The following is an 18,539-nucleotide window of genomic DNA, read 5'->3' as shown; positions in this document are numbered from 1 at the left end:
TCCTCCGCCGGACGCCGGGGGTGACCGGCGGAGGACCCCGCACCACATCGCACCATCAGCAACGGCAGGCCGTGGGGACGGCCGACCGGCTCCCGCACCGGGAGCGGCACAGGGGGAGAAGCACCATGACGACGAACACGGGCCGCACCACCGATCCACTGCGGATCGGCATGATCGGGACCCGAGGGGTCCCCGCGGCCTACGGGGGGTTCGAGACGGCGATCGAGGAGATCGGGTCCCGGCTGGCCGCCCGCGGCCACGAGGTGGTCGTGCACTGCCGGCCGGGCAACGCGGCCAAGCTCAGTGGGGACCCGGCCACCTCGGACCCGGACACGCACCTCGGCATGCGCCTGGTGCACCTGCCGGCCGTCCGCGGCAAGGCCGTGGAGACCCTCAGCCACACGACGGCGTCCGGACTGCACCACCTGGTGCGGCCGGACACGGACGTGAACTTCGTGTTCAACCCGGCCAACGCTCCGCTGCTGCCGCTGCTGCGCCGCAGTGGGACCCCGGTGGTCGTCCACGTCGACGGCCTCGACTGGCAGCGGGGCAAGTGGGGGCCCGCAGGGCGCGCCTACTACCGGCGCGCCGAGGCCCTGGCCGTGCGCTGGGCGGACGCCCTGATCGCCGACGCCGTGGGGATCCAGGACTACTACCGCTGCGAGTTCGGCGTCGAGACCACGCTGCTGGCCTACGGGGCTCCCGTCCTCGAGGACACCGGCTGCGCGGCGCTGGGCCGGTGGGACCTGGCCCCCCGCGGCTACCACCTCGTGGTCGCCCGGATGGAGCCGGAGAACCACGTGGAGATGATCGTGGAGGGCTACCACCGCAGCGCCGCGGAGTTGCCGCTCGCGGTCGTGGGCACCGCGCCCTACGCCGCCGAATACATCGACCGGATCCGGCGCACCGCCGAGGCCGACCGGCGCATCCGGCTGCTGGGCGGGGTGTGGGACCAGGACGCGCTCGACCAGCTCTACGCCAACGCCCTGACCTACGTGCACGGGCACTCGGTCGGCGGGACGAACCCGTCCCTGCTGCGCGCGATGGGCGCCGGGGCCTCGACCCTCGCCTACGACGTCGTCTTCAACCGCGAGGTCCTCGGACGGGACGCGGAGTTCTTCCGCGCGGCCGAGGACCTGCCCGCCCTCCTCGCGGCCGCGGAGGCCCACCCCGCCGAGCACCTGCGCCGCGGGCAGCGGTCCGCGGCACGGATCCGGCAGCGCTACGACTGGGACAGGGTGGCCGAGGGCTACGAGCGGCTGGCCCGGCGGGTGGTGGCCGGGGCGACGACCCGAGGCTCCGTCTCCGGCCGGCGCACCGGCCGCGTGTGGGTCTCGGACCCCGCGGTCGCGTGGGAGCCCGGCGGTGCCCCCGCCGGCCGCGGGGGCCCGCTCCGGGTGCCGGTCGTCGAGGAGGTGCGGGTCCCGTGAGCACGCTGACGGACCGGTCGCACCGGCCGACCTACCGCGAGACCGTCGCGCTGCTGGCCGCCGCCCAGAAGGGCCGGGCGGCCGGCTCCCCGGCCTACTCGGTGTTCGTGAACCGGCCCGCGGGGCGGCTGCTGGCCGCGGCCGCCCACCGGGCCGGGCTCGGCCCCGACCAGGTCACGGCGGTCAGCGCGGCGTGCTCGGGCGCCGGGATCCTCGTCCTCGCCCTCGTCCCGCCGACCGCGTGGTCGGGCGTGCTCGTGGCGTTCCTGCTGGCCCTGGGCTACGCCCTCGACTCCGCCGACGGGCAGGTCGCACGCCTGCGCGGCGGCGGCTCCGTGGCGGGGGAGTGGCTGGACCACGTCATCGACTGCCTGAAGATCTCGCTGCTGCACACGGCCGTGCTGCTCGCGGCCGTGCGCTTCTTCGACGTCCCGGCCGTCTGGCTGCTCGTGCCGCTGGGCTTCGCGGTGGCCGACAACGCGCTGTTCTTCGCCCAGATCCTCAACGACTCGCTCAAGCAGATCAAGGGCGCGCCCCTGCGCCGGCCCGGCGCGTTCCGCCCGTGGCGCTCGTTCGTGCTCCTGCCCGTCGACTACGGGGTGCTCTGCCTGAGCTTCCTGCTCCTGGGGTGGACCGGCGCGTTCGTCGTCGTCTACACCCTGCTCTTCGCGGCGACCGCCGGCTTCACGGCACTGGCGCTGCCCAAGTGGTTCCACGACATGAGGAGGCTCGGATGAACGACCGTCCCCGCACCGAGAACACCAGCACCGCCGACAGCACCGGGCGGGCCCCGATCCTCGTGGTGCACCCCAGCTCCGACCTCTACGGCGCCGACCGGATGCTCCTCGAGGCGGTCCGGGAGCTCGTCGTCGTCCACGGCGACGTCGTGGTCGCCGTCCCGGGGCCGGGGCCGCTGGTGCCGCTGCTGCTCGAGGCCGGCGCGCGCGTCGAGCACGTCTCCACCCTCGTGCTGGAGAAGCGCTTCCTGGATCCGCGCCACTGGCCCGCGCTCGTGCACGACACGCTGGCCGGGATCGGCCCGGCGCGGCGGATGCTGCGCCGCCTGCGGCCCCGGGCGGTCTACGTCAGCACGGAGGTGCTGCCCCTGTGGCCCCTGCTGTCGCGGCGGGCGGGGGCGTACTCCGTCGTGCACGTCCACGAGGCCGAGCTCGAGATGCCCGGCTTCATCCGCCTCGGCCTGGCGCTGCCGGTGATGCCGGCCAACCGGGCGCTCGTCAACAGCGAGTGCACGCTGGGCGGGCTCGTGGACTCCGTGCCCCGGCTGGCGCGCAAGTCCACGGTCGTGCTCAACGGCGTGGCCGCCCCGCCGGGAGGGCCCCGCCCCGCCCGGGAGCGGCTCGACGGCGAGCTGCGCATCCTCTACGTGGGGCGGCTCTCGGAGCGCAAGGGCGTCCACCTCCTCGTCGAGGCCCTGCGCCTGCTCGAGGAGCGCGGGGTGCCCGCGGTCCTCGACCTCGTCGGCGACGTGGTGCCCGGCAAGGAGTGGTACGAGCACAGCCTGCGCCGGCTCATCGCCGAGGCCGGGGTCACCGACCGAGTGCGCTTCCGCGGCTTCCACGCCGACGTGTGGCCGTGGATGGAGGCCGCCGACGTCGTCGTCGTCCCGCCCGTCGTGACCGAGGCGTTCGGCAACACCGCCGTCGAGGCGGTGCTCGCGGCCCGCCCCGTGGTGGTCGCCGACCACACGGGCCTGCGGGAGGCGGTGCGGGACTACGGGTGCGTGGTGGGCGTGGACACCCTCGCCCACGACGCCGTGTGGCAGCTCGCCGACGCGTTCGAGCAGGTCCGGGCCGACTGGCCCCGCCTGCGCGCCGCCGCGCTGGCCGACGCCGAGGAGGCGCGGGTCCGGCACGAGCCCCGCGTCTTCGGGCGCAAGGTGGCCCAGGCCGTCGCCGAGCCGTGGCCGGAGGCCCCGTCCGTGCCCCCCGCCCGGGGCCACGCGGCGAAGGAGATTCCGGCATGACCACGGACCGCGCCGTGACGAGGCCGCGCGTGGGCTACGCGGCAGGGGCCTTCGACCTCTTCCACGTGGGCCACCTGAACATCCTGCGCAAGGCCCGCCGGCACTGCGACCACCTGATCGCGGGCGTGGTCTCCGACGAGCTCATCGAGCTGACCAAGGGTCACCGCCCGGTGGTCCCGCTCGCGGAGCGGATGGAGATCGTGGAGCACATCCGCTACGTCGACCGGGTCCACGCCGAGGTGCTCCTCGACAAGCTGGAGACGTGGGAGCAGCTGCGCTTCGACGTCTTCTTCAAGGGCGACGACTGGCGCGGCACCCCGAAGGGGGAGCGGCTCGAGCGGCAGTTCGCGGCGGTGGGCGTGGAGGTCGTGTACTTCCCGTACACGGTCCACACGTCGTCCACGAAGCTGCGCGCCGCCCTGGAGGTGCTCTCGCTGCCGGTGGGCTGAGAGTCAGTGCCGGTTCTCCGGGGGGATCTGCCGTCCGGTGTTCTCACCCGCCCACGGCGGTCGCGGCGGTGGTCCCGGGAACGGCCGTCCCTGCGAGGGCAGCCCCTGAGGCGGTCCCGCCGGCGCGGCGTGCCCGGACCCGGTGTGCCCGCTCTGGTCCCGTTCCGCGCGGCGGCTCGCCCGGGCACGGCGCGCGGCGTCCCAGATCCACACCGCCAGCGCGCCGAGGCCGGACAGCGCCACGAGCAGGGCGACGACGGGACCCAGATAGGGCACGGCCCGCAGCAGCACGTAGACCAGCAGACCGAGGACCAGGGCCAGCACGCGCCGGCCGTATCCCGCCGGGGCCCTGTCCCGCAGCAGGAGCCCGACCGCGGTGTAGCCCACCACGACCGGGGCCAGCAGGGCCACGGCGAGCACCAGGCCGAGCACGAGCACGAGGTCGAGGACCACGCCCGTGGTCACGACCGCGGCGGCCAGCCCCGCGAGGGTCGTCCAGCCCAGGCCGACGGCCAGCAGGATCGATCCGACGAGCACGGCGATGACGGCGACCACCGTTCCGGCGACCGCCAGCGCACCCCACCCGAGGCTGAGCCAGGGCCTGGTGCGCAGAACGCCCGCCGCTCCGGTCATGGTCCGGGGCACCAGCCACAGCGCGAGCATGCCGACCACGAACAGCGTGATGAACAGACGCAGCCCCTCGATCAGGAGCGCGAGCGGGCCCGTGGGGCCGACCGGATCCTCCTCGATCGCGACCTGCTCGTAGGTGACCTCGCCGGCGATCTCGGAGCCCGGGGCGATGGCGGCCTCGGTCCTGGACCGGTAGGACAGGTCCCCCTCCAGTCGCGCCGCGTCGGTCAGGGTCAGACCGGGGTCCACGCGGGGCACGGCCACCTCGGTCATCGGCGCCCACGCAGGGCCGGCCTCGGCCGAGGAGCCCACGTTCGCCTGCACGTTCCCGCCGATCGTGCCGGCCAGGGCGAGGGCCGTGGCGCCGGCCGTCACGTCGCCGTCGACCGTTCCGGCCAGCAGGGCCTGGTAGGCGCCCAGGAGCACGTCGCCCCCGATCTCGGTGCCGGGGCGTGTCTCCAGGCTGTATCCCGCCGTGACCAGGTCGTCGGCCACCCTGGCCTGCTCACCGAGGGAGAGCACCTGACCGGCCACGCGGGCGTCGTCGCCCACGGTGCCCTCGATCACCACGGTCTGGGCGGCCGCCATCAGGTCCCCCTCCACCGTGCCGTTGATCGTCACCGTCCCGGCGGCGGCGAGGAGGTCGCCGCGCACGGTCCCGTCGACCACGACGCTCCCGCCGGTCACGTACAGGTCGTCGTCCACGACCTCGTCCGCCGCCACCACGACGTTCTCCGCACCGCGCACCTGGGCCGCCCCGGCGGCCCCGGCGGTGAGCAGGGTTGCCGTGAGCGCGAGGGCCAGGACGGCCGACAGGCGGAGCAGGAACGGAACGGGCGAGGTGCGAGGCACCGGCAGGGACTCCATGCCGTCGAGTGCACGCCCGGGGCAGCGCGGGTGTCAAGGAAGGGGCCGCGCATGACGGGCCGGCCGCCATGTACCCGAGCGTAGGTCAAGAGGTGATCACGGTTGGGGATCGTTCCTGGTGAGGGGGGAACCGTGGTCCTAGCCTGGGCCTGTCGCGCGGCTCGCGCGCGGCGAACGGGACCGGGGGTGGGTCATGGGAAAACTCGGAGCAGGAGCGGTCACGGCGGCGGTGGTGGTGGCCGGGCCGTTGCCGGCGGCTCTCGCGCACGGGGGCGAGAGTCCAGCGGGGCCGCGGGTGGTCGCGGAGGGCCTGGACAATCCGCGCCAGCTGAGCCTGGACGGCAGGCACAAGTCCCTGGTCGTGGCCGAGGCCGGCCGCGGCGGGACCGAGTGCACCGAGATGGGCTGTGCCGGGCCCACCGGCGCGGTGACGCTCGTGGAGAAGCCGTGGCAGCGCACGCCGGTGGTCTCGACCGTGGCGGAGGGCTTCATCTCCTACGCCGGCCCCGATGGGTCCTTCGCGGTGGGCGCCAACGGCGCGGACGCCACGGACGTGGCCGGCGAGTACATCGTCGCCGGCTACGACCCGGCCGGCCCGTTCATGGAGAACGGCTCGCTGCTCGTGACCTTCGAGCAGGAGCCGGACGTGCGGGCGATCTTCCCCTACGCGGACCTGCAGGCGGCGGAGGCGGAGCTGAATCCGGACGGGGCGCAGATCCACTCCAACCCGTACGCGGTTCTCTTCGTGGACCGGGACCGGCACAACTCCCCGGACGGCTACGCGCTCGTGGCCGATGCCGGGGCGAACGCCGTGTGGAAGATCGAGCCGGACTTCTCCACCGCCACCGAGACCAGCCCGCCGGAGTACGAGATCACCGTGTTCGCGTCCTGGCCCAACACGGCGCTGCCGGACGGCACGGACGATCCCGAGGGGCCCACCGAGTTCGTGCCCACGTCCCTCACGAGCGACGAGCACGGCAACGTGTTCGTGGGCGGTCTCGGCTCCGACCGGCCGGGTGAGGCCTCCGTGGTCCAGTTCTCCCCGGACGGCACCGAGCTGAAGCGGTGGGACGGCTTCACCGCCGTGACGGGCGTGGCCGTGGACGGCGGGCACCTCTACGTCTCGCAGCTGTTCGGCCCGACCCCGCCCATGCCTCCGGGGGAGACCCCGGCGGACGAGGCGCCGCCGGCCGCCGACGGGGCGCCGGGCCAGGTGGTCGTGCTGCACCGGCACGGGCACGGTCATCACCGATGGGCCATCGACGTCCCGCTGCCGGCCGGCCTGGCCGTCAGCAGGCACGGCCGCGTCTACGCCGCGGTGAACAGCGTGGCCCCGGCCGAGGGCATCCCGGCGGGACCCGAGAACCCGTTCGGCGCCATCGGCGGCGGCGCGGTCTGGGAGCTGGACTTCTCCGGCGCCTACCGGCTGGAGAGCCCGCAGTCGTAAGGCTGCGCACGCACCGGAACGACGACGACGGCGGTGGCGCGACCGGGTCGCGCCGCCGCCGTCCCCCGTCGCGGCCCGGACTCCTGTCGCGCTCCCGCAGCAGGCCGACGCCCACCCGAGGTCCCGGCCCGCGGACGGCGGCGCCACCGGCGCGTCGACGTGTCTAGACCAGCTCCTCGGAGAGCGCCAGCCAGCGGGATTCCAGCTCCTCGATCTCGTCCTGGACCGCGCGCAGCCGGGCGTTGACCTCGGCGAGGCCGGTGTAGTCGGACTGGTCGTGCGCGGCCATCTCCCGGTGGATGGTCTCGACCGTCGCGGTGAGCTTCTCCAGCTTCCGCTCGATCGCGCCCACCTCCTTCTGCGCGGCACGGGCCTGGGCGCCGGACATCCTCGGCGCCCCGTGCGCCGTCGTCCCCTTCCCGTCACCCGAGGACGCCCCGGTGGCCGCCAGCGGGTTCGAGGCGCCCGCGGAGCCGGCGGCCGTGCCGGTGCGGGACTGGGAGGCGAGCTCCAGGTACTGCTCCACACCGCGGGGCAGGTGCCGGAACCGGCCGTCGATCACGGCGTACTGCTGGTCGGTCACCCGCTCCAGGAGGTAGCGGTCGTGGGAGACCACCAGCAGCGTGCCGGGCCAGGTGTCGAGCAGGTCCTCCATCGCGGCGAGCATGTCGGTGTCGAGGTCGTTGGACGGCTCGTCGAGGATGAGCACGTTCGGCTCGTCCAGCAGGATCAGCAGCAGCTGCAGCCGCCGCTTCTGCCCGCCGGAGAGGTCCTTCACCGGGGTGGACAGCTGCTCGTTGGTGAAGCCCAGGCGCTCCAGGAGCTGCCCGGGGGTCATCTCCTTGCCGTCGGCCACGTAGGTGGTGCGCTTGGACGCGACCACGTCCGAGACCCGGTCCTCCGCCACGTCCTCGAGCTCCGAGAGCTGCTGGGTCAGCGTGGCGATCCGCACGGTCTTCCCGCGCTTCACGCGCCCGCTCGTGGGCCGCACCGCACCCGTGACCAGGCCCAGCAGCGTGGACTTCCCCGCGCCATTGACGCCCAGGATGCCCGTGCGCTCGCCCGGGGCGATCAGCCACGTCACGTCCCTGAGCACCTCGCGCCTGCCGCCGTCCTCGGTGGGGTAGGAGACGGAGACCTTCTCCAGGTCCACCACGTCCTTGCCCAGCCGGGAGACGGCCAGCTGGGACAGGGCCACGGTGTCGCGCGGCGGCGGGACGTCGTTGATCAGCTGGTTGGCGGCCTCGATCCGGAACTTCGGCTTGGCCGTGCGGGCCGGGGCGCCGCGGCGCAGCCACGCAAGCTCCTTCTTCATGAGGTTCTGCCGCTTCGCCTCGACCGTGGCGGCCTGGCGGTCCCGCTCCACCCGCTGCAGCACGTACGCCGCGTAGCCGCCCTCGAAGGCCTCCACCGTCCGGTCGTGGACCTCCCACGTGGTGGTGCACACGGCGTCCAGGAACCACCGGTCGTGGGTGACCACGGCCAGCCCGCCCTGGTTCTTCGGCCACCGGTTGTTCAGGTGGCGGGCCAGCCACGTGATGCCGTCGACGTCGAGGTGGTTCGTGGGCTCGTCCAGGAAGATCACGTCCCAGTCGCCGGCCAGCAGCGCGGCCAGCGCCACGCGGCGCTTCTGCCCGCCGGAGAGCTCGCCCGCCCTGGCCTCCCAGTCCAGGTCCTTGACGAGCCCGGAGATCACGTCCCGCACCTTCGCGTCGCCGGCCCACTCGTGCTCCTCACGGTCGCCGACGACGGCGCGGCCCACGGTCTGCTCCGGGTCGAGCGCGTCGGCCTGGTCGAGCATGCCCACACGCACCCCGGAGCGGACGGTCACGCGACCCCCGTCGGGCCGGAGGCGGCCCGCCAGCAGCTTCATGAGCGTGGACTTGCCGTCGCCGTTGCGGCCCACGATGCCGATCCGGTCGCCCTCGTCGATGCCCAGACTGACGGCGTCGAAGACGGTCTTGGTGGGGAATTCCAGGTGCAGGTTCTCGCCGCCGAGTAGATGTGCCACCCGTCAAGGGTACTCGGGGCCCGCCGGGCCCGATTCCTGTCCCGGTCCCTGGCCCGGTTCCTGTCCCGGCGGGGTCGCTCCGCGCGCGGCGGGACTGCCGAACTCCGGAACGTCTCGCTCCGCTGCGCCGAGTCGCCGGGCGCCCCGCCCTGAATCACCCAGTCCCCAGCCCGCCATGGCCCGCTGCCCCGCGCCCCAGGCGACCGCGCTCCGGGGTCGCCGACTCCCCAGCCGGCTGTGGCCTGTTGCCCCGCGCCCCAGGCGACCGCGCTCCGGGGTCGCCGACTCCCCAGCCGGCTGTGGCCTGTTGCCCCGCGCCCCAGGCGACCGCGCTCCGGGGTCGCCGACTCCCCAGCCGGCTGTGGCCTGTTGCCCCGCGCCCCAGGCGACCGCGCTCCGGGGTCGCCGACTCCCCAGCCGGCTGTGGCCTGTTGCATCCACTCCCCAAGCGACCGCGCCCCAGCGCCGCCGACTCCCCAGCCGGCCGTGGCCCGCTACATCCACTCCCCAATGCGGCTTCAGTCCCCCAAGCGCCGGTTTGGGGGACTGAAGCCGCATTGGGGAGTGGGCCGCGAGGGTGGGGAGTCGGCGGGAGAGCAGGGCAGCAAGGGCAGTGAGGGCAGTGAGGGCAGCAAGGGCAGCGAGGGCAGCGAGGGCAGCAAGGGCAGCAAGGGTGGCAAGGGCTGCAGTGAGGGCAGTGAGGGCAGCAAGGGCAGCGAGGGCAGCGAGGGCAGCAAGGGCAGCAAGGGTGGCAAGGGCTGCAGTGAGGGCAGTGAGGGCAGTGAGGGCGGCAAGGGCAGCAAGGGCAGTGAGGGCAGCGAGGGCAGCGAGGGCAGCAAGGGCAGCAAGGGTGGCAAGGGCTGCAGTGAGGGCAGTGAGGGCGGCAAGGGCAGCAGGGGGCAGCGGCAGAGCGGGGCCGGAGTAGCGGGGGAGGTTTGGTGTGCGAGGGGTGGTGTGCGAAGGGAAAGTTCACAGGGAGAATCGGCGTGCGGGTGACATCATGTGCGCATGGAGCAGAATTCCACCGAAGGTCCCCCGACCGCCCCGCGTCCGCTCGGCACGCGCCTGGACGGGGTCACGGACCTGGCCGCCGCGGTCCGGGCGGTGCGGGAGCACCCGGGACCCGTGGAGATCCCGGCCGGACCGGGCCAGCTGGCCGGACGCCATCTCGGCACGGTGCCCCAGCACCGGGTGGGGGAGGCCCTGCGCGAGGCCGGCGCCGACCCCCTCATCCTGCGGGCGGACATCTCCATCGACGAGGACATGCCGGACGAGGGCGTCATCGCGGTCCTCGACGACCAGCTCTCGCTCGCCGCCGGCGTGGGCGCCGAGTACCTCGTGGTTCCCCGGGCCGGTGTCAGCGGCCGGGGCCGGAGCGAGGACCGGCTGTTCTCCATGCTGGCGGCCCTCGCCGAGGCGGCCTCCGCGCACAAGGTCCACCTGCTGCTCGAGACGGAGGGGGCCACCGCGGACGAGGTGGCACTGGTCGAGTTCCTGGAACGCTCCCGCCGGGAGGGCACGCTCGACGTGGACCCGCACTACCTGGCCTCGGTGGCCTGGAACGTGGGCGCCTCCAGCGGGGCGGGGGAGGGGCCGGCCGCGGCGTTCGAGCGGATGCGCCCGCTCCTGGACCGGGCGCCGCTGATCGTGTGCGGCCTGGACGAGGAGATGGTGGAGGAGCTCTTCGCCGCCGTGCCGGAGCTCCGGGCTGCCGCCGAGGCGAGCCGGATCCTGGTGGTCCTGGGCCGTTCCGGGACGGCCGGGGCCTGAGGGCCGGGTGGTAGGGTAACTGCCTGTGCACAGCGTGCACCACTGCCGTGCCACGGCGGTGCTCCGCCTTGGTGTAATCGGCAGCACCCCGGCCTTTGGAGCCGTGGAGTCTAGGTTCGAGTCCTAGAGGCGGAACGTCCGCACCCCGCCCCAGGAGCCCGACGAACCCGAAGAGTCCGAGGGTCGTGACGGCGACGGACCCGGCGACGCCGCCGATCCGACGCCCGGGACGGCCGAGGACCGCACCGCCCGCCGGGACGGTCCAGGACCGCCTCGACGTGCTCCGGCCGACCGCATCGACGACCGACCCCTCCGACCGACCGCATCGACGACCGCATCGACGACCGAGGAGCTGCATCCCGCCGTGAGCATCCCCCCCACTTCCGCCACGCGTCCCGGTGCGGACGGCGGGCCCGCCGCCGTCATCGTGCTCGCCGCCGGCAAGGGCACGCGCATGAAGTCCAAGACCCCCAAGATCCTGCACAGGATCGGGGGTCGTTCCATGGTCGGGCACTCGCTGGTGGCCGCCCGGAGCCTGCGCCCGCGGCGGCTGGCTGCTGTGGTGCGCTTCGAGCGGGACCAGGTGGTCCCGCACATCCTCGAGCAGGACCCCGAGGCGCTGATCGTGGACCAGGACGAGGTCCCCGGCACCGGCCGGGCGGTCCAGGTGGCGGTGGAGGCGCTGGACGCCCAGGAGCGGCTGGCCGGGACCGTGGTGGTCACCTACGGCGACGTCCCGCTGCTGACCCCCGAGGCGCTGGAGCACCTGGTGTCCCACCACGAGCGGCACGGCAACGCGGTGACGGTGCTGACGGCCGACCACGAGCAGCCCGGCGGCTACGGCCGGATCCTGCGGGACGCGGACGGCTCGTTCCGGGAGATCAAGGAGGCCAAGGACGCGACCGAGGCCGAGCTCGCGGTGGCCGAGATCAACTCCGGGATCTTCGCCTTCGACGCCGACGTGCTGCGGGAGAGCCTCACGAGGGTCACCACGGACAACGCGCAGGGCGAGATGTACCTGACCGACGTCCCGCTGCTGGCGCGCGGGGCCGGACGCACCGTGGACGCGCTGAAGATCGAGGACCGCTGGGAGGTCGAGGGGGCCAACGACCGCGTGCAGCTGTCCCAGCTCGGCGCCCACCTCAACCGCCGGGTCCTCGAGGCGCACATGCGCAACGGCGTGACGATCGTGGACCCCGCCAGCACCTGGATCGACGTGCAGGTGCGCATCGGCGCGGACGTGACGATCCTGCCCGGGACCCAGCTGCACGGCGGAACCCGGGTGGCCGAGGACGCCGTCGTCGGCCCGGACACCACGCTCACGGACGTGGAGGTCGGCCCGGGGGCGCACGTGGTGCGCACGCACGGCTCCAGCTCGGTGATCGGGCCCCGTGCGAGCGTGGGCCCGTTCGCGTACCTGCGGCCCGGCACGGTCCTGGGCGAGGCCGGGAAGATCGGCACCTTCGTGGAGACGAAGAACTCGCGGATCGGCAACGGGTCCAAGGTCCCGCACCTGACGTACGTGGGGGACGCGACCATCGGCGACCACTCCAACATCGGTGCGGCCTCGGTCTTCGTCAACTACGACGGCGTGCGCAAGCACCGCACGGTGATCGGGGACCACGTGCGCATGGGCTCGGACAACATGTACGTGGCTCCCGTGAACGTCGGCGACGGCGCCTACTCGGGGGCCGGGACCACGATCCGCAAGGACGTGCCGCCGGGGGCCCTGGCCCTGACGGAGGGCGCGCAGCGGATCGTCGAGAACTGGGTCGTCGAGCACCGCGCCGGAACGGCCGCTGCCGAGGCCGCAGCCCGGGCGCTGGGCAACGGCGCCGGGACCTCCGAGCGCTCCGGCGCAGGAACAGGCGCAGCATCCCGCGCGGACACCACCGAGGAAAGCGAGTAAACATGACCACGATCACCAACGCAGGTGCCAAGCAGCTGGTCCTCGTCTCCGGGCGGGCGCACCCCCAGCTCGCGGAGCGCATCGCGTCGGCGCTGGGCACGGAGCTCATCCCCACGGACGCCTACGACTTCGCCAACGGCGAGACCTACGTGCGGTTCGGGGACTCGGTGCGCGGGGCCGACGCCTTCCTCATCCAGTCCCACCCCGCCCCGATCAACCAGTGGGTCATGGAGCAGCTGCTGATGATCGACTCCCTCAAGCGGGCCTCCGCGAAGTCGATCACCGTGGTCTCCCCGTTCTACCCCTACGCCCGGCAGGACAAGAAGCACCGGGGCCGCGAGCCCATCTCGGCCCGTCTCATCGCGGACCTCTACAAGACCGCCGGCGCGGACCGGCTGATGTCCGTGGACCTGCACACCGCGCAGATCCAGGGCTTCTTCGACGGCCCGGTCGACCACCTCATGGCCATCCCCCTGCTCGCGGAGCACGTGCGCTCGATCGTCGACGTCGACGAGGTGACCGTGGTCTCCCCGGACACCGGCCGCGTGCGGGTGGCGGAGCAGTGGACCGAGCTGCTGGGCGGCTGCCCGCTCGCGTTCGTGCACAAGACCCGGGACATCACCCGCCCCAACACGGCCGTGTCCAAGGAGGTCGTGGGGCAGATCGAGGGCCGCACGTGCGTGCTGATCGACGACATGATCGACACCGGCGGGACCATCACCGGAGCGGTCCAGGTGCTGCGGGAGAAGGGCGCCAAGGACGTCATCATCGCCGCGACCCACGCGGTGTTCTCGGACCCGGCGGTGCAGCGGCTCTCCTCGTGCGGCGCCCTCGAGGTGGTCGTCACCGACACCCTGCCCGTGCCCCCGGACCACCAGTTCCAGAACCTCACGGTCCTGTCCATTGCCCCGCTCATCGCCCGGGCGATCCAGGAGGTCTTCGAGGACGGCTCGGTGACGAGCCTGTTCAACGGCCGCTCCTGAGCCCTCCGGTTCCGGGCCCGACGACGACGAACCCCCTCACCGCTGCTGGTGAGGGGGTTCGTCGTCGCTGTGGCCGACGGGAGCGGGTCAGCGGGTGACCCAGGTGCGCTTGGTGACCGAGGACCAGTGGACGGTGTAGCCGTTCGAGTAGCGCTGGCGCACCTCGGAGCCGTGCCAGTACTCGTCGGTGGCCGGGTAGCCGTAGCCGCGCTCGTAGCCGGAGGCCTTCCACCGCTGGCCGATGGCGCTGTTCTCCTTCACGACGCGGGCCCCGGTGCCGGGGCTCCAGAGCACCTTGTGCACGTCCGCCCCGCTGCGGAAGACCTGGTAGGCGCCGCCGGGCAGGGGGCGCTCCGGGGTGGTGGGATAGCCGTAGCCGCGCTCGTGGCCGGCCCACGCGAACTTCTGGCCGACGGCGCTGCGCAGGTTCACGGGGGAGGCCCCGGTGCCGGGACTCCAGTAGAAGGTGCTGCCCCGGGCGAAGGACTGCAGGGCGCCGCCGCCCGGCAGCCCGCCGCGTTCGTAGCCGGTCGGCTCCCCGAACACGGGCGCCCCGCCGAGTGCCCGGTACGTGCGGCCGATCGCGCCCTGGACGGGGTAGCCGGAGTCCACGGCCGGGCTCGTCTGCACCGTGGTGTCGCCGGCGGGCACGGTGGTGCGGGTGTCCGCCGGGGCCTTGCCGTCCGGGTAGCCGTAGGAGGCCACGGTGCCGGCCAGCCGCCAGGCCTGCTTGTTTCCGGCGAGGGAGCCGTCCACGTAGGTCAGCCCGATGCCCACGACCTCCATCCGCGCGTCGGTCAGGATCTTGTGGTGCGCCGGGGAGTTCTTCCACCGGTCCATCAGCTCGGCGACCGAGACCTTCCAGGAGACCGCGTGGACCTCCCCGACGGCGTCCCACGAGCCGGCCCGCGGGTCGGTCATGAAGTCGTCCGTGTGGTCGACGACCTCCTCGCGGACCAGCCGGTCGGACTGGCCCTGGGCGATCTGGGACAGCGTGGCGGAGTACTTCACCGGGGACAGGCCCTTGGCCTTGCGGTGGGCGTTGATGAGGTCCAGCAGCTGCTGCGCGTCCGCGGCCCGGGTGCCGGTGCCCACGGTGAGGATGTCCGCGGCGGCCGCCGCGGCCGGGGCCGCCGAGAGCGTCCCGGTGGCGGGGACGGTCAGGGTCAGGGCGGCGGCGGTCAGCGCCAGCCGGGCGGGAACGTTCGGGCGGGTCCCGGCGCGGTGCCTGCCGCGGGTCACCGGGTGACCCAGGTCCGCTTGGTCACCGTGGAGTAGTGGACAGTGAAGCCCTTGGAGAACCGCTGACGGATCTCGGAGCCGTACGTGTACTCGGCGGAGGCGGGGTAGCCGTAGCCGCGCTCGTAGCCGGCGGCCTTCCACTCCTGGCCGATCGCGCTGTTCTCCTTGACGGGCTGGGCGCCGGTGGTGGGGCTCCAGAGGACCTTGTAGTAGTCGGCGCCGTTGCGGAACACCTGGAAGGCGCCGCCGCCGACCAGTCCGCCGAGCTCCTCGGTCGAGGGGTAGCCGTAGCCGCGCTCGTAGCCGGAGCGCTTCCAGGCCGCGCCGATCCCGCTGTTCTCCTTGACCACGTGGGCGCCGGTGGCGGAGCTCCACATGACCTTGTGGATGTCGTTGCCGCTGCGGAACACCTGGTAGGCGCCGGTGGGCAGGGCGCGCTCCTGCGTCGTCGGGTAGCCGTAGCCGTTCTCGTGCCGGGCGGCCACGAACTTCCTGCCGATGGCGCCGCCGAAGTTCACCGGCCAGGCGTTGGTGGCAGGGCTCCAGTAGAACGTCGAGTTCTTGGAGAAGGCCTGGTACACGCCGCCGTCCACGAGGCCGCCGCGCTCGTTCATGGTCGGGTTGCCGAAGGCGGCGGAGCCGCCCAGGCTGCGGTACTGGGTGCCGATGGCGCCCTTGACCGCGAACTGGGCCGAGGGGGTCACCTCGGTGGTGGAGCCGGCCGGTGCGCGGCCGCCGATCGGCTTGTAGTACCGGTTGCGCACGAGGTCCAGCAGCTGGGAGGCGGTGCCCTTGTAGACGTTGGCGTCGATCTTCTCGGCGAACCCGGCGTCGGTCCACTGCCAGAAGTCGTAGGTGGACCAGCCGTTGGGGTAGACCAGCGGGGAGCTCACACCGTAGGAGGCCAGGTGCAGCGGGTGGTCGTTGAAGGCGCTGGTGTTGCCGGTGCAGTCCCGCCACCAGTAGGCGTTGGTGTAGATCGCCGGCACGCGCCCGGTGCGGGACTTGTACCGGTCGGAGAAGTCGCGGATCCACTGGACCATCTCGGCCTGCGTGAAGTTGTAGCACTGGTTGCCGTACAGCGAGGGGTACGGGTTGTTCTCGACGTCGAGCAGGCCCGGCAGGGTCTTGCCGTCCGCGGACCAGCCGCCGCCGTTGTTGATGAAGTAGTCGGCCTGCTTGGCGCCCGAGGAGTCCTTCGTGGGGATCGCGAAGTGGTAGGCGCCGCGGTACATCCCCACGGCACCGGCGCCGTTGTACTGCTGGGTGAACAGGCTGTTGCGGATGCTGTCGCCCTCGGAGGACTTCACGTAGGCGAAGCGGGAGCCCTGGTTCCACAGGCTGGTCCAGCTGATCGAGGTCTGCCAGTTGGAGACGTCCGTGCCCTTGATGCCCGCGGGCGACCACGCGGCGGCGGAGGCCTCCGGGTCGGCCGAGGCCGCTCCCGCGACGCCCTCCGGGGTCTCCCCGGCGGCGTCGGTGCCGCCGTCGAGCTCCGCAGCGGTGCGCGCGGAGGCCTGGGCGAGCCGGTCGAAGTGGTCGCCGGACTTGGCCCACTGGCCCATCACGGCTCCGCCGCTCGGGCCGCCGTCGGTCGGCCGGGTCCCGGCCAGCCCCGGGTCGGCGAGGACGGTCTCACCGGTCGCGGCGTCCTCGAGCGTGGAGACGATCTCGCCGTCGGACTCCACGAGCTTGGAGACGAGTCCGCCCTGCTGCTCGGCGGAGAGCGTCGTGGTCGTCGCCTCGTCGGCGGCCGCGGCCGGGGACAGGGTGGTGATCGCGAGCACCGCCGCCGTGAGGGCAGCGGGCAGCGTCAGTCGGGGGGATGCTTTCACGCTGGGACGCCTAACTTGCATGGATCGTTTGGGGGGCAACGACTCGCATGGGCCATGGGGATGGGGGGAAGATCCGGGGAGCCAAGTCGAGTATAAAGGCGCGTTTGCATAAACAATCAATAACGATGACGCGTGTTACGGGGCCTCGGCTCCGACCCGGACCGCCGGCGGGTCAGTACAGCTAGGCGCGGGCCGGGCCGAGCCAGGGGAGGAGCCGGTCCAGGGCGCGCTCGATCTCCGCGACGGCGGTCCGCGCGGCGGCGGGACCGCGCCGGAAGGGATCGGCGACGTCGTCGTCGGCGACCGCCCGGCCCTGGTGGAGCTCGAGGTGGGCGAGGGGGTCCACGCGGCGCGCCGCCTGCTCCCGCAGGCGGACGGCCTGCCCGAGCACGAGGGTGCGGCCGGCGAGGTCGGGCCACTCGTCGAGGATCCAGGCCCGCTGGTAGCGCTCCATGGTCAGGACCAGGGTGGCGTCCTGCAGGAGGCCGCGCTCGGCCTGCCGTGCGCGGTGCGGGGACGGGTCCACGCCGCGGCCCCGCAGCTCCGCGGCCACGGTCTCCGTGACGCCCTCGCCCACCAGCGCGCCGATCCCGCAGCTGCCGAACTCCCAGCCCAGCCCGCCGAAGCGCGCGCGGGCGAGCAGCTCGGCGGCGGGGGAGCGCGCCACGTTGCCGTGGCAGACGAAGAGGATGCGAGGGTCCGGCATGGTCCGGGGGTCACCTCCTGAAGGGGCTCCCGCCCGATGCTAGGGCATGTCGCTCGCACCGTGTGAGCCGTTCCGGGACGGTCTAGTGGCGCAGGGTGTGCCCGGGGTTCTCGCCGTAGGCGGCCCGGTGGCGGCGGGCGAAGTCCCCGGGGTAGGCGAAGCCCCAGCGCACGGCGATCGCGGCCACCGTGTCCCCGGCTCCCGGGTCCCCGCGGAGGAGGTCCCGGTGGGCCGCGGCCAACCGCAGCCCGCGCAGGTAGGCCCCGGGGGTCGTCCCGGCGTGGGAGCGGAAGGTGCGGGTGAGCTCGATCGTGCTCATGGCCGCGTGGCGGGCGACGTCCTCGAGCGTGATCGGCAGCGACAGGGCGGCGTGCAGGAACTCCACCGCCCGGGTGTAGCCGGCCTGCCGGGCCGCCACCGAGACCCGCCGGGCTCGAGGGTCCCCGGCCAGAGGGAAGACCTCCAGGGTCGCCACCGCCATCCGGCGCAGCAGGTCGGCCCGCAGCAGTGGGACGGAGGCGATCTCGGGGTCGGTCAGGGCCTGGCGGACGAAATCGTGGGTGGCGTTCCAATAGCTCTCCTGCCCCGGGGAGACCGGGCGCGGGTCGTCGAAGGCGACCTGGAGCCGCTCATCGCCGTAGACGGTGCGGGCCGTCTCGGCCAGCGCGCTCAGGCTGAGATTGACCGAGTCGATCGTCAAGCCCTCGAGCACGGCGCGGTAGTCCTCCTGCGGCTGGATCACCACCAGATCCGTGCCGCGGCGACCGTCGACATCCCAGTTGTAGGTCCCCGACCGCCGCCGGGCCACGGTGACCCGGTCCTCGAGCACCAGGCGCGCGCGTCCGTAGCCCCCGAACTGGAACCGTCCCAGGGCCAGGTCAGCGTCGCCGTCCACCTCCTGGCGGAACGCGAACACGGGCTCGTCGCCGGGGGTGCGAATGTCCACGCCCGGGTAGATCTGGCCCAGCCTGTCATTGACGACCTCGGGGTCGGTGCTCGCAAAGCGCAGGTGGATCGGCAAGGCATCCGTCATGGTCCCCCCACCATCCGTCCGGTGCAGCGCGCGGGTGTTCGGGAGCACCGACGAGGGCCGGAGGCAACGTCTCCACCCGTGGTGCCCCCGACCGGCGCGCCGGTCGTCCCCACTGCAGCGGCGCTCATACGGACCAGGCTACCCGCGCGCCGGGGGCCGGCCCAGGCCCGGGCGGATTCATCTTCGGCGGCCGCCCAGCGTCCTCCGACCCGGAGGACTGCACGGGCCGCAACGTCGTCGGGC

14 protein-coding genes and 1 tRNA gene are annotated in these 18,539 nt (G+C 73.4%); 9 read left to right on the top strand and 6 right to left on the bottom strand.

What is annotated here, in order from left to right; genetic code table 11:
• Positions 1-125: 125 nt before the first annotated feature.
• From ACH9EU_RS18275 to ACH9EU_RS18260, 4 genes are read left to right on the top strand one after another with little or no spacing between them, the layout of a single operon-like run.
• Entirely contained in the window at positions 126-1,430 is a 1,305-nt protein-coding gene (locus ACH9EU_RS18275) for a DUF1972 domain-containing protein (RefSeq protein ID WP_396415333.1), read from the top strand.
• Positions 1,427-2,167, top strand: a complete 741-nt coding sequence (locus tag ACH9EU_RS18270; protein ID WP_396415332.1) for a CDP-alcohol phosphatidyltransferase family protein — start codon at positions 1,427-1,429, stop codon at positions 2,165-2,167. The genes ACH9EU_RS18275 and ACH9EU_RS18270 overlap by 4 nt, the downstream gene beginning before the upstream one ends.
• Entirely contained in the window at positions 2,164-3,414 is a 1,251-nt protein-coding gene (locus ACH9EU_RS18265; RefSeq protein ID WP_396415331.1) for a glycosyltransferase, read from the top strand. Before ACH9EU_RS18270 ends, ACH9EU_RS18265 begins: the two co-directional genes overlap by 4 nt.
• Complete coding sequence (locus ACH9EU_RS18260) at positions 3,411-3,863, top strand: adenylyltransferase/cytidyltransferase family protein (protein ID WP_396415330.1); 453 nt, start codon at positions 3,411-3,413, stop codon at positions 3,861-3,863. The genes ACH9EU_RS18265 and ACH9EU_RS18260 overlap by 4 nt, the downstream gene beginning before the upstream one ends.
• Positions 3,864-3,866: 3 nt before the next feature.
• Here the strand turns inward: ACH9EU_RS18260 and ACH9EU_RS18255 are convergent, their stop codons facing one another.
• Positions 3,867-5,345 (bottom strand): hypothetical protein, encoded by a 1,479-nt coding sequence (locus ACH9EU_RS18255; RefSeq protein WP_396415329.1) that lies wholly within the window; start codon positions 5,343-5,345, stop codon positions 3,867-3,869.
• Between the two features lie 208 nt (positions 5,346-5,553).
• Here ACH9EU_RS18255 and ACH9EU_RS18250 point away from each other — a divergent pair, with 208 nt between their 5' ends.
• Positions 5,554-6,807 carry a ScyD/ScyE family protein gene (locus ACH9EU_RS18250; RefSeq protein WP_396415328.1) on the top strand — a complete coding sequence of 418 codons (1,254 nt, stop codon included), beginning with the start codon at positions 5,554-5,556 and terminating at the stop codon, positions 6,805-6,807.
• Positions 6,808-6,970: 163 nt separating this feature from the next.
• On the opposite strand, the gene ACH9EU_RS18245 is transcribed toward ACH9EU_RS18250, so the two are convergent.
• Positions 6,971-8,818, bottom strand: coding sequence for an ATP-binding cassette domain-containing protein (locus tag ACH9EU_RS18245; RefSeq protein WP_396415327.1), 1,848 nt, complete (start codon positions 8,816-8,818; stop codon positions 6,971-6,973).
• Between the two features lie 1,008 nt (positions 8,819-9,826).
• On the opposite strand from ACH9EU_RS18245, the gene ACH9EU_RS18240 reads away from it, so the two are divergent.
• From ACH9EU_RS18240 to ACH9EU_RS18225, 4 genes are all read left to right on the top strand, one after another.
• On the top strand, positions 9,827-10,588 hold the full coding sequence (locus ACH9EU_RS18240) for a hypothetical protein (protein ID WP_396415326.1): 762 nt from the start codon (positions 9,827-9,829) through the stop codon (positions 10,586-10,588).
• 62 nt (positions 10,589-10,650) lie between these two features.
• A tRNA-Gln gene (locus ACH9EU_RS18235) sits at positions 10,651-10,723 on the top strand.
• Positions 10,724-10,952: 229 nt separating this feature from the next.
• Positions 10,953-12,497 carry a bifunctional UDP-N-acetylglucosamine diphosphorylase/glucosamine-1-phosphate N-acetyltransferase GlmU gene (glmU, locus tag ACH9EU_RS18230; RefSeq protein WP_396415325.1) on the top strand — a complete coding sequence of 515 codons (1,545 nt, stop codon included), beginning with the start codon at positions 10,953-10,955 and terminating at the stop codon, positions 12,495-12,497.
• A 2-nt stretch (positions 12,498-12,499) separates the two neighbouring features.
• Positions 12,500-13,480 (top strand): ribose-phosphate diphosphokinase, encoded by a 981-nt coding sequence (locus tag ACH9EU_RS18225; protein WP_396415324.1) that lies wholly within the window; start codon positions 12,500-12,502, stop codon positions 13,478-13,480.
• Between the two features lie 87 nt (positions 13,481-13,567).
• Here ACH9EU_RS18225 and ACH9EU_RS18220 read toward each other — a convergent pair whose 3' ends face one another.
• The 4 genes from ACH9EU_RS18220 to ACH9EU_RS18205 all read right to left on the bottom strand — a co-directional run bounded on the left by ACH9EU_RS18220 (position 13,568) and on the right by ACH9EU_RS18205 (position 18,296).
• Positions 13,568-14,722, bottom strand: a complete 1,155-nt coding sequence (locus ACH9EU_RS18220; RefSeq protein WP_396415323.1) for a CAP domain-containing protein — start codon at positions 14,720-14,722, stop codon at positions 13,568-13,570.
• Positions 14,719-16,557 (bottom strand): GH25 family lysozyme, encoded by a 1,839-nt coding sequence (locus tag ACH9EU_RS18215; protein WP_396415322.1) that lies wholly within the window; start codon positions 16,555-16,557, stop codon positions 14,719-14,721. The genes ACH9EU_RS18220 and ACH9EU_RS18215 overlap by 4 nt, the downstream gene beginning before the upstream one ends.
• A 181-nt stretch (positions 16,558-16,738) precedes the next feature.
• Positions 16,739-17,263 (bottom strand): arsenate reductase/protein-tyrosine-phosphatase family protein, encoded by a 525-nt coding sequence (locus ACH9EU_RS18210; RefSeq protein WP_396415321.1) that lies wholly within the window; start codon positions 17,261-17,263, stop codon positions 16,739-16,741.
• 82 nt (positions 17,264-17,345) lie between these two features.
• Positions 17,346-18,296 carry a helix-turn-helix domain-containing protein gene (locus ACH9EU_RS18205; RefSeq protein WP_396415320.1) on the bottom strand — a complete coding sequence of 317 codons (951 nt, stop codon included), beginning with the start codon at positions 18,294-18,296 and terminating at the stop codon, positions 17,346-17,348.
• Between the last annotated feature and the right edge of the window lie 243 nt (positions 18,297-18,539).

Source organism: Kocuria rhizosphaerae (assembly GCF_044462265.1).
GTDB classification, from domain to species: Bacteria; Actinomycetota; Actinomycetes; order Actinomycetales; family Micrococcaceae; genus Kocuria; species Kocuria rhizosphaerae.
Note: the sequence above shows the minus strand (reverse complement) of the source record. Positions and strands in the feature narration are given on the sequence as shown.

Excerpts from the sequence above, each read along its gene's own strand:
- ACH9EU_RS18275 (WP_396415333.1), top strand. The coding sequence starts at position 126 with ATGACGACGAACACGGGCCGCACCACCGATCCACTGCGGATCGGCATG.
- ACH9EU_RS18265 (WP_396415331.1), top strand. The coding sequence starts at position 2,164 with ATGAACGACCGTCCCCGCACCGAGAACACCAGCACCGCCGACAGCACC.
- ACH9EU_RS18260 (WP_396415330.1), top strand. The coding sequence starts at position 3,411 with ATGACCACGGACCGCGCCGTGACGAGGCCGCGCGTGGGCTACGCGGCA.
- ACH9EU_RS18250 (WP_396415328.1), top strand. The coding sequence starts at position 5,554 with ATGGGAAAACTCGGAGCAGGAGCGGTCACGGCGGCGGTGGTGGTGGCC.
- ACH9EU_RS18240 (WP_396415326.1), top strand. The coding sequence starts at position 9,827 with ATGGAGCAGAATTCCACCGAAGGTCCCCCGACCGCCCCGCGTCCGCTC.
- ACH9EU_RS18225 (WP_396415324.1), top strand. The coding sequence starts at position 12,500 with ATGACCACGATCACCAACGCAGGTGCCAAGCAGCTGGTCCTCGTCTCC.
- ACH9EU_RS18210 (WP_396415321.1), bottom strand. The coding sequence starts at position 17,263 with ATGCCGGACCCTCGCATCCTCTTCGTCTGCCACGGCAACGTGGCGCGC.
- ACH9EU_RS18205 (WP_396415320.1), bottom strand. The coding sequence starts at position 18,296 with ATGACGGATGCCTTGCCGATCCACCTGCGCTTTGCGAGCACCGACCCC.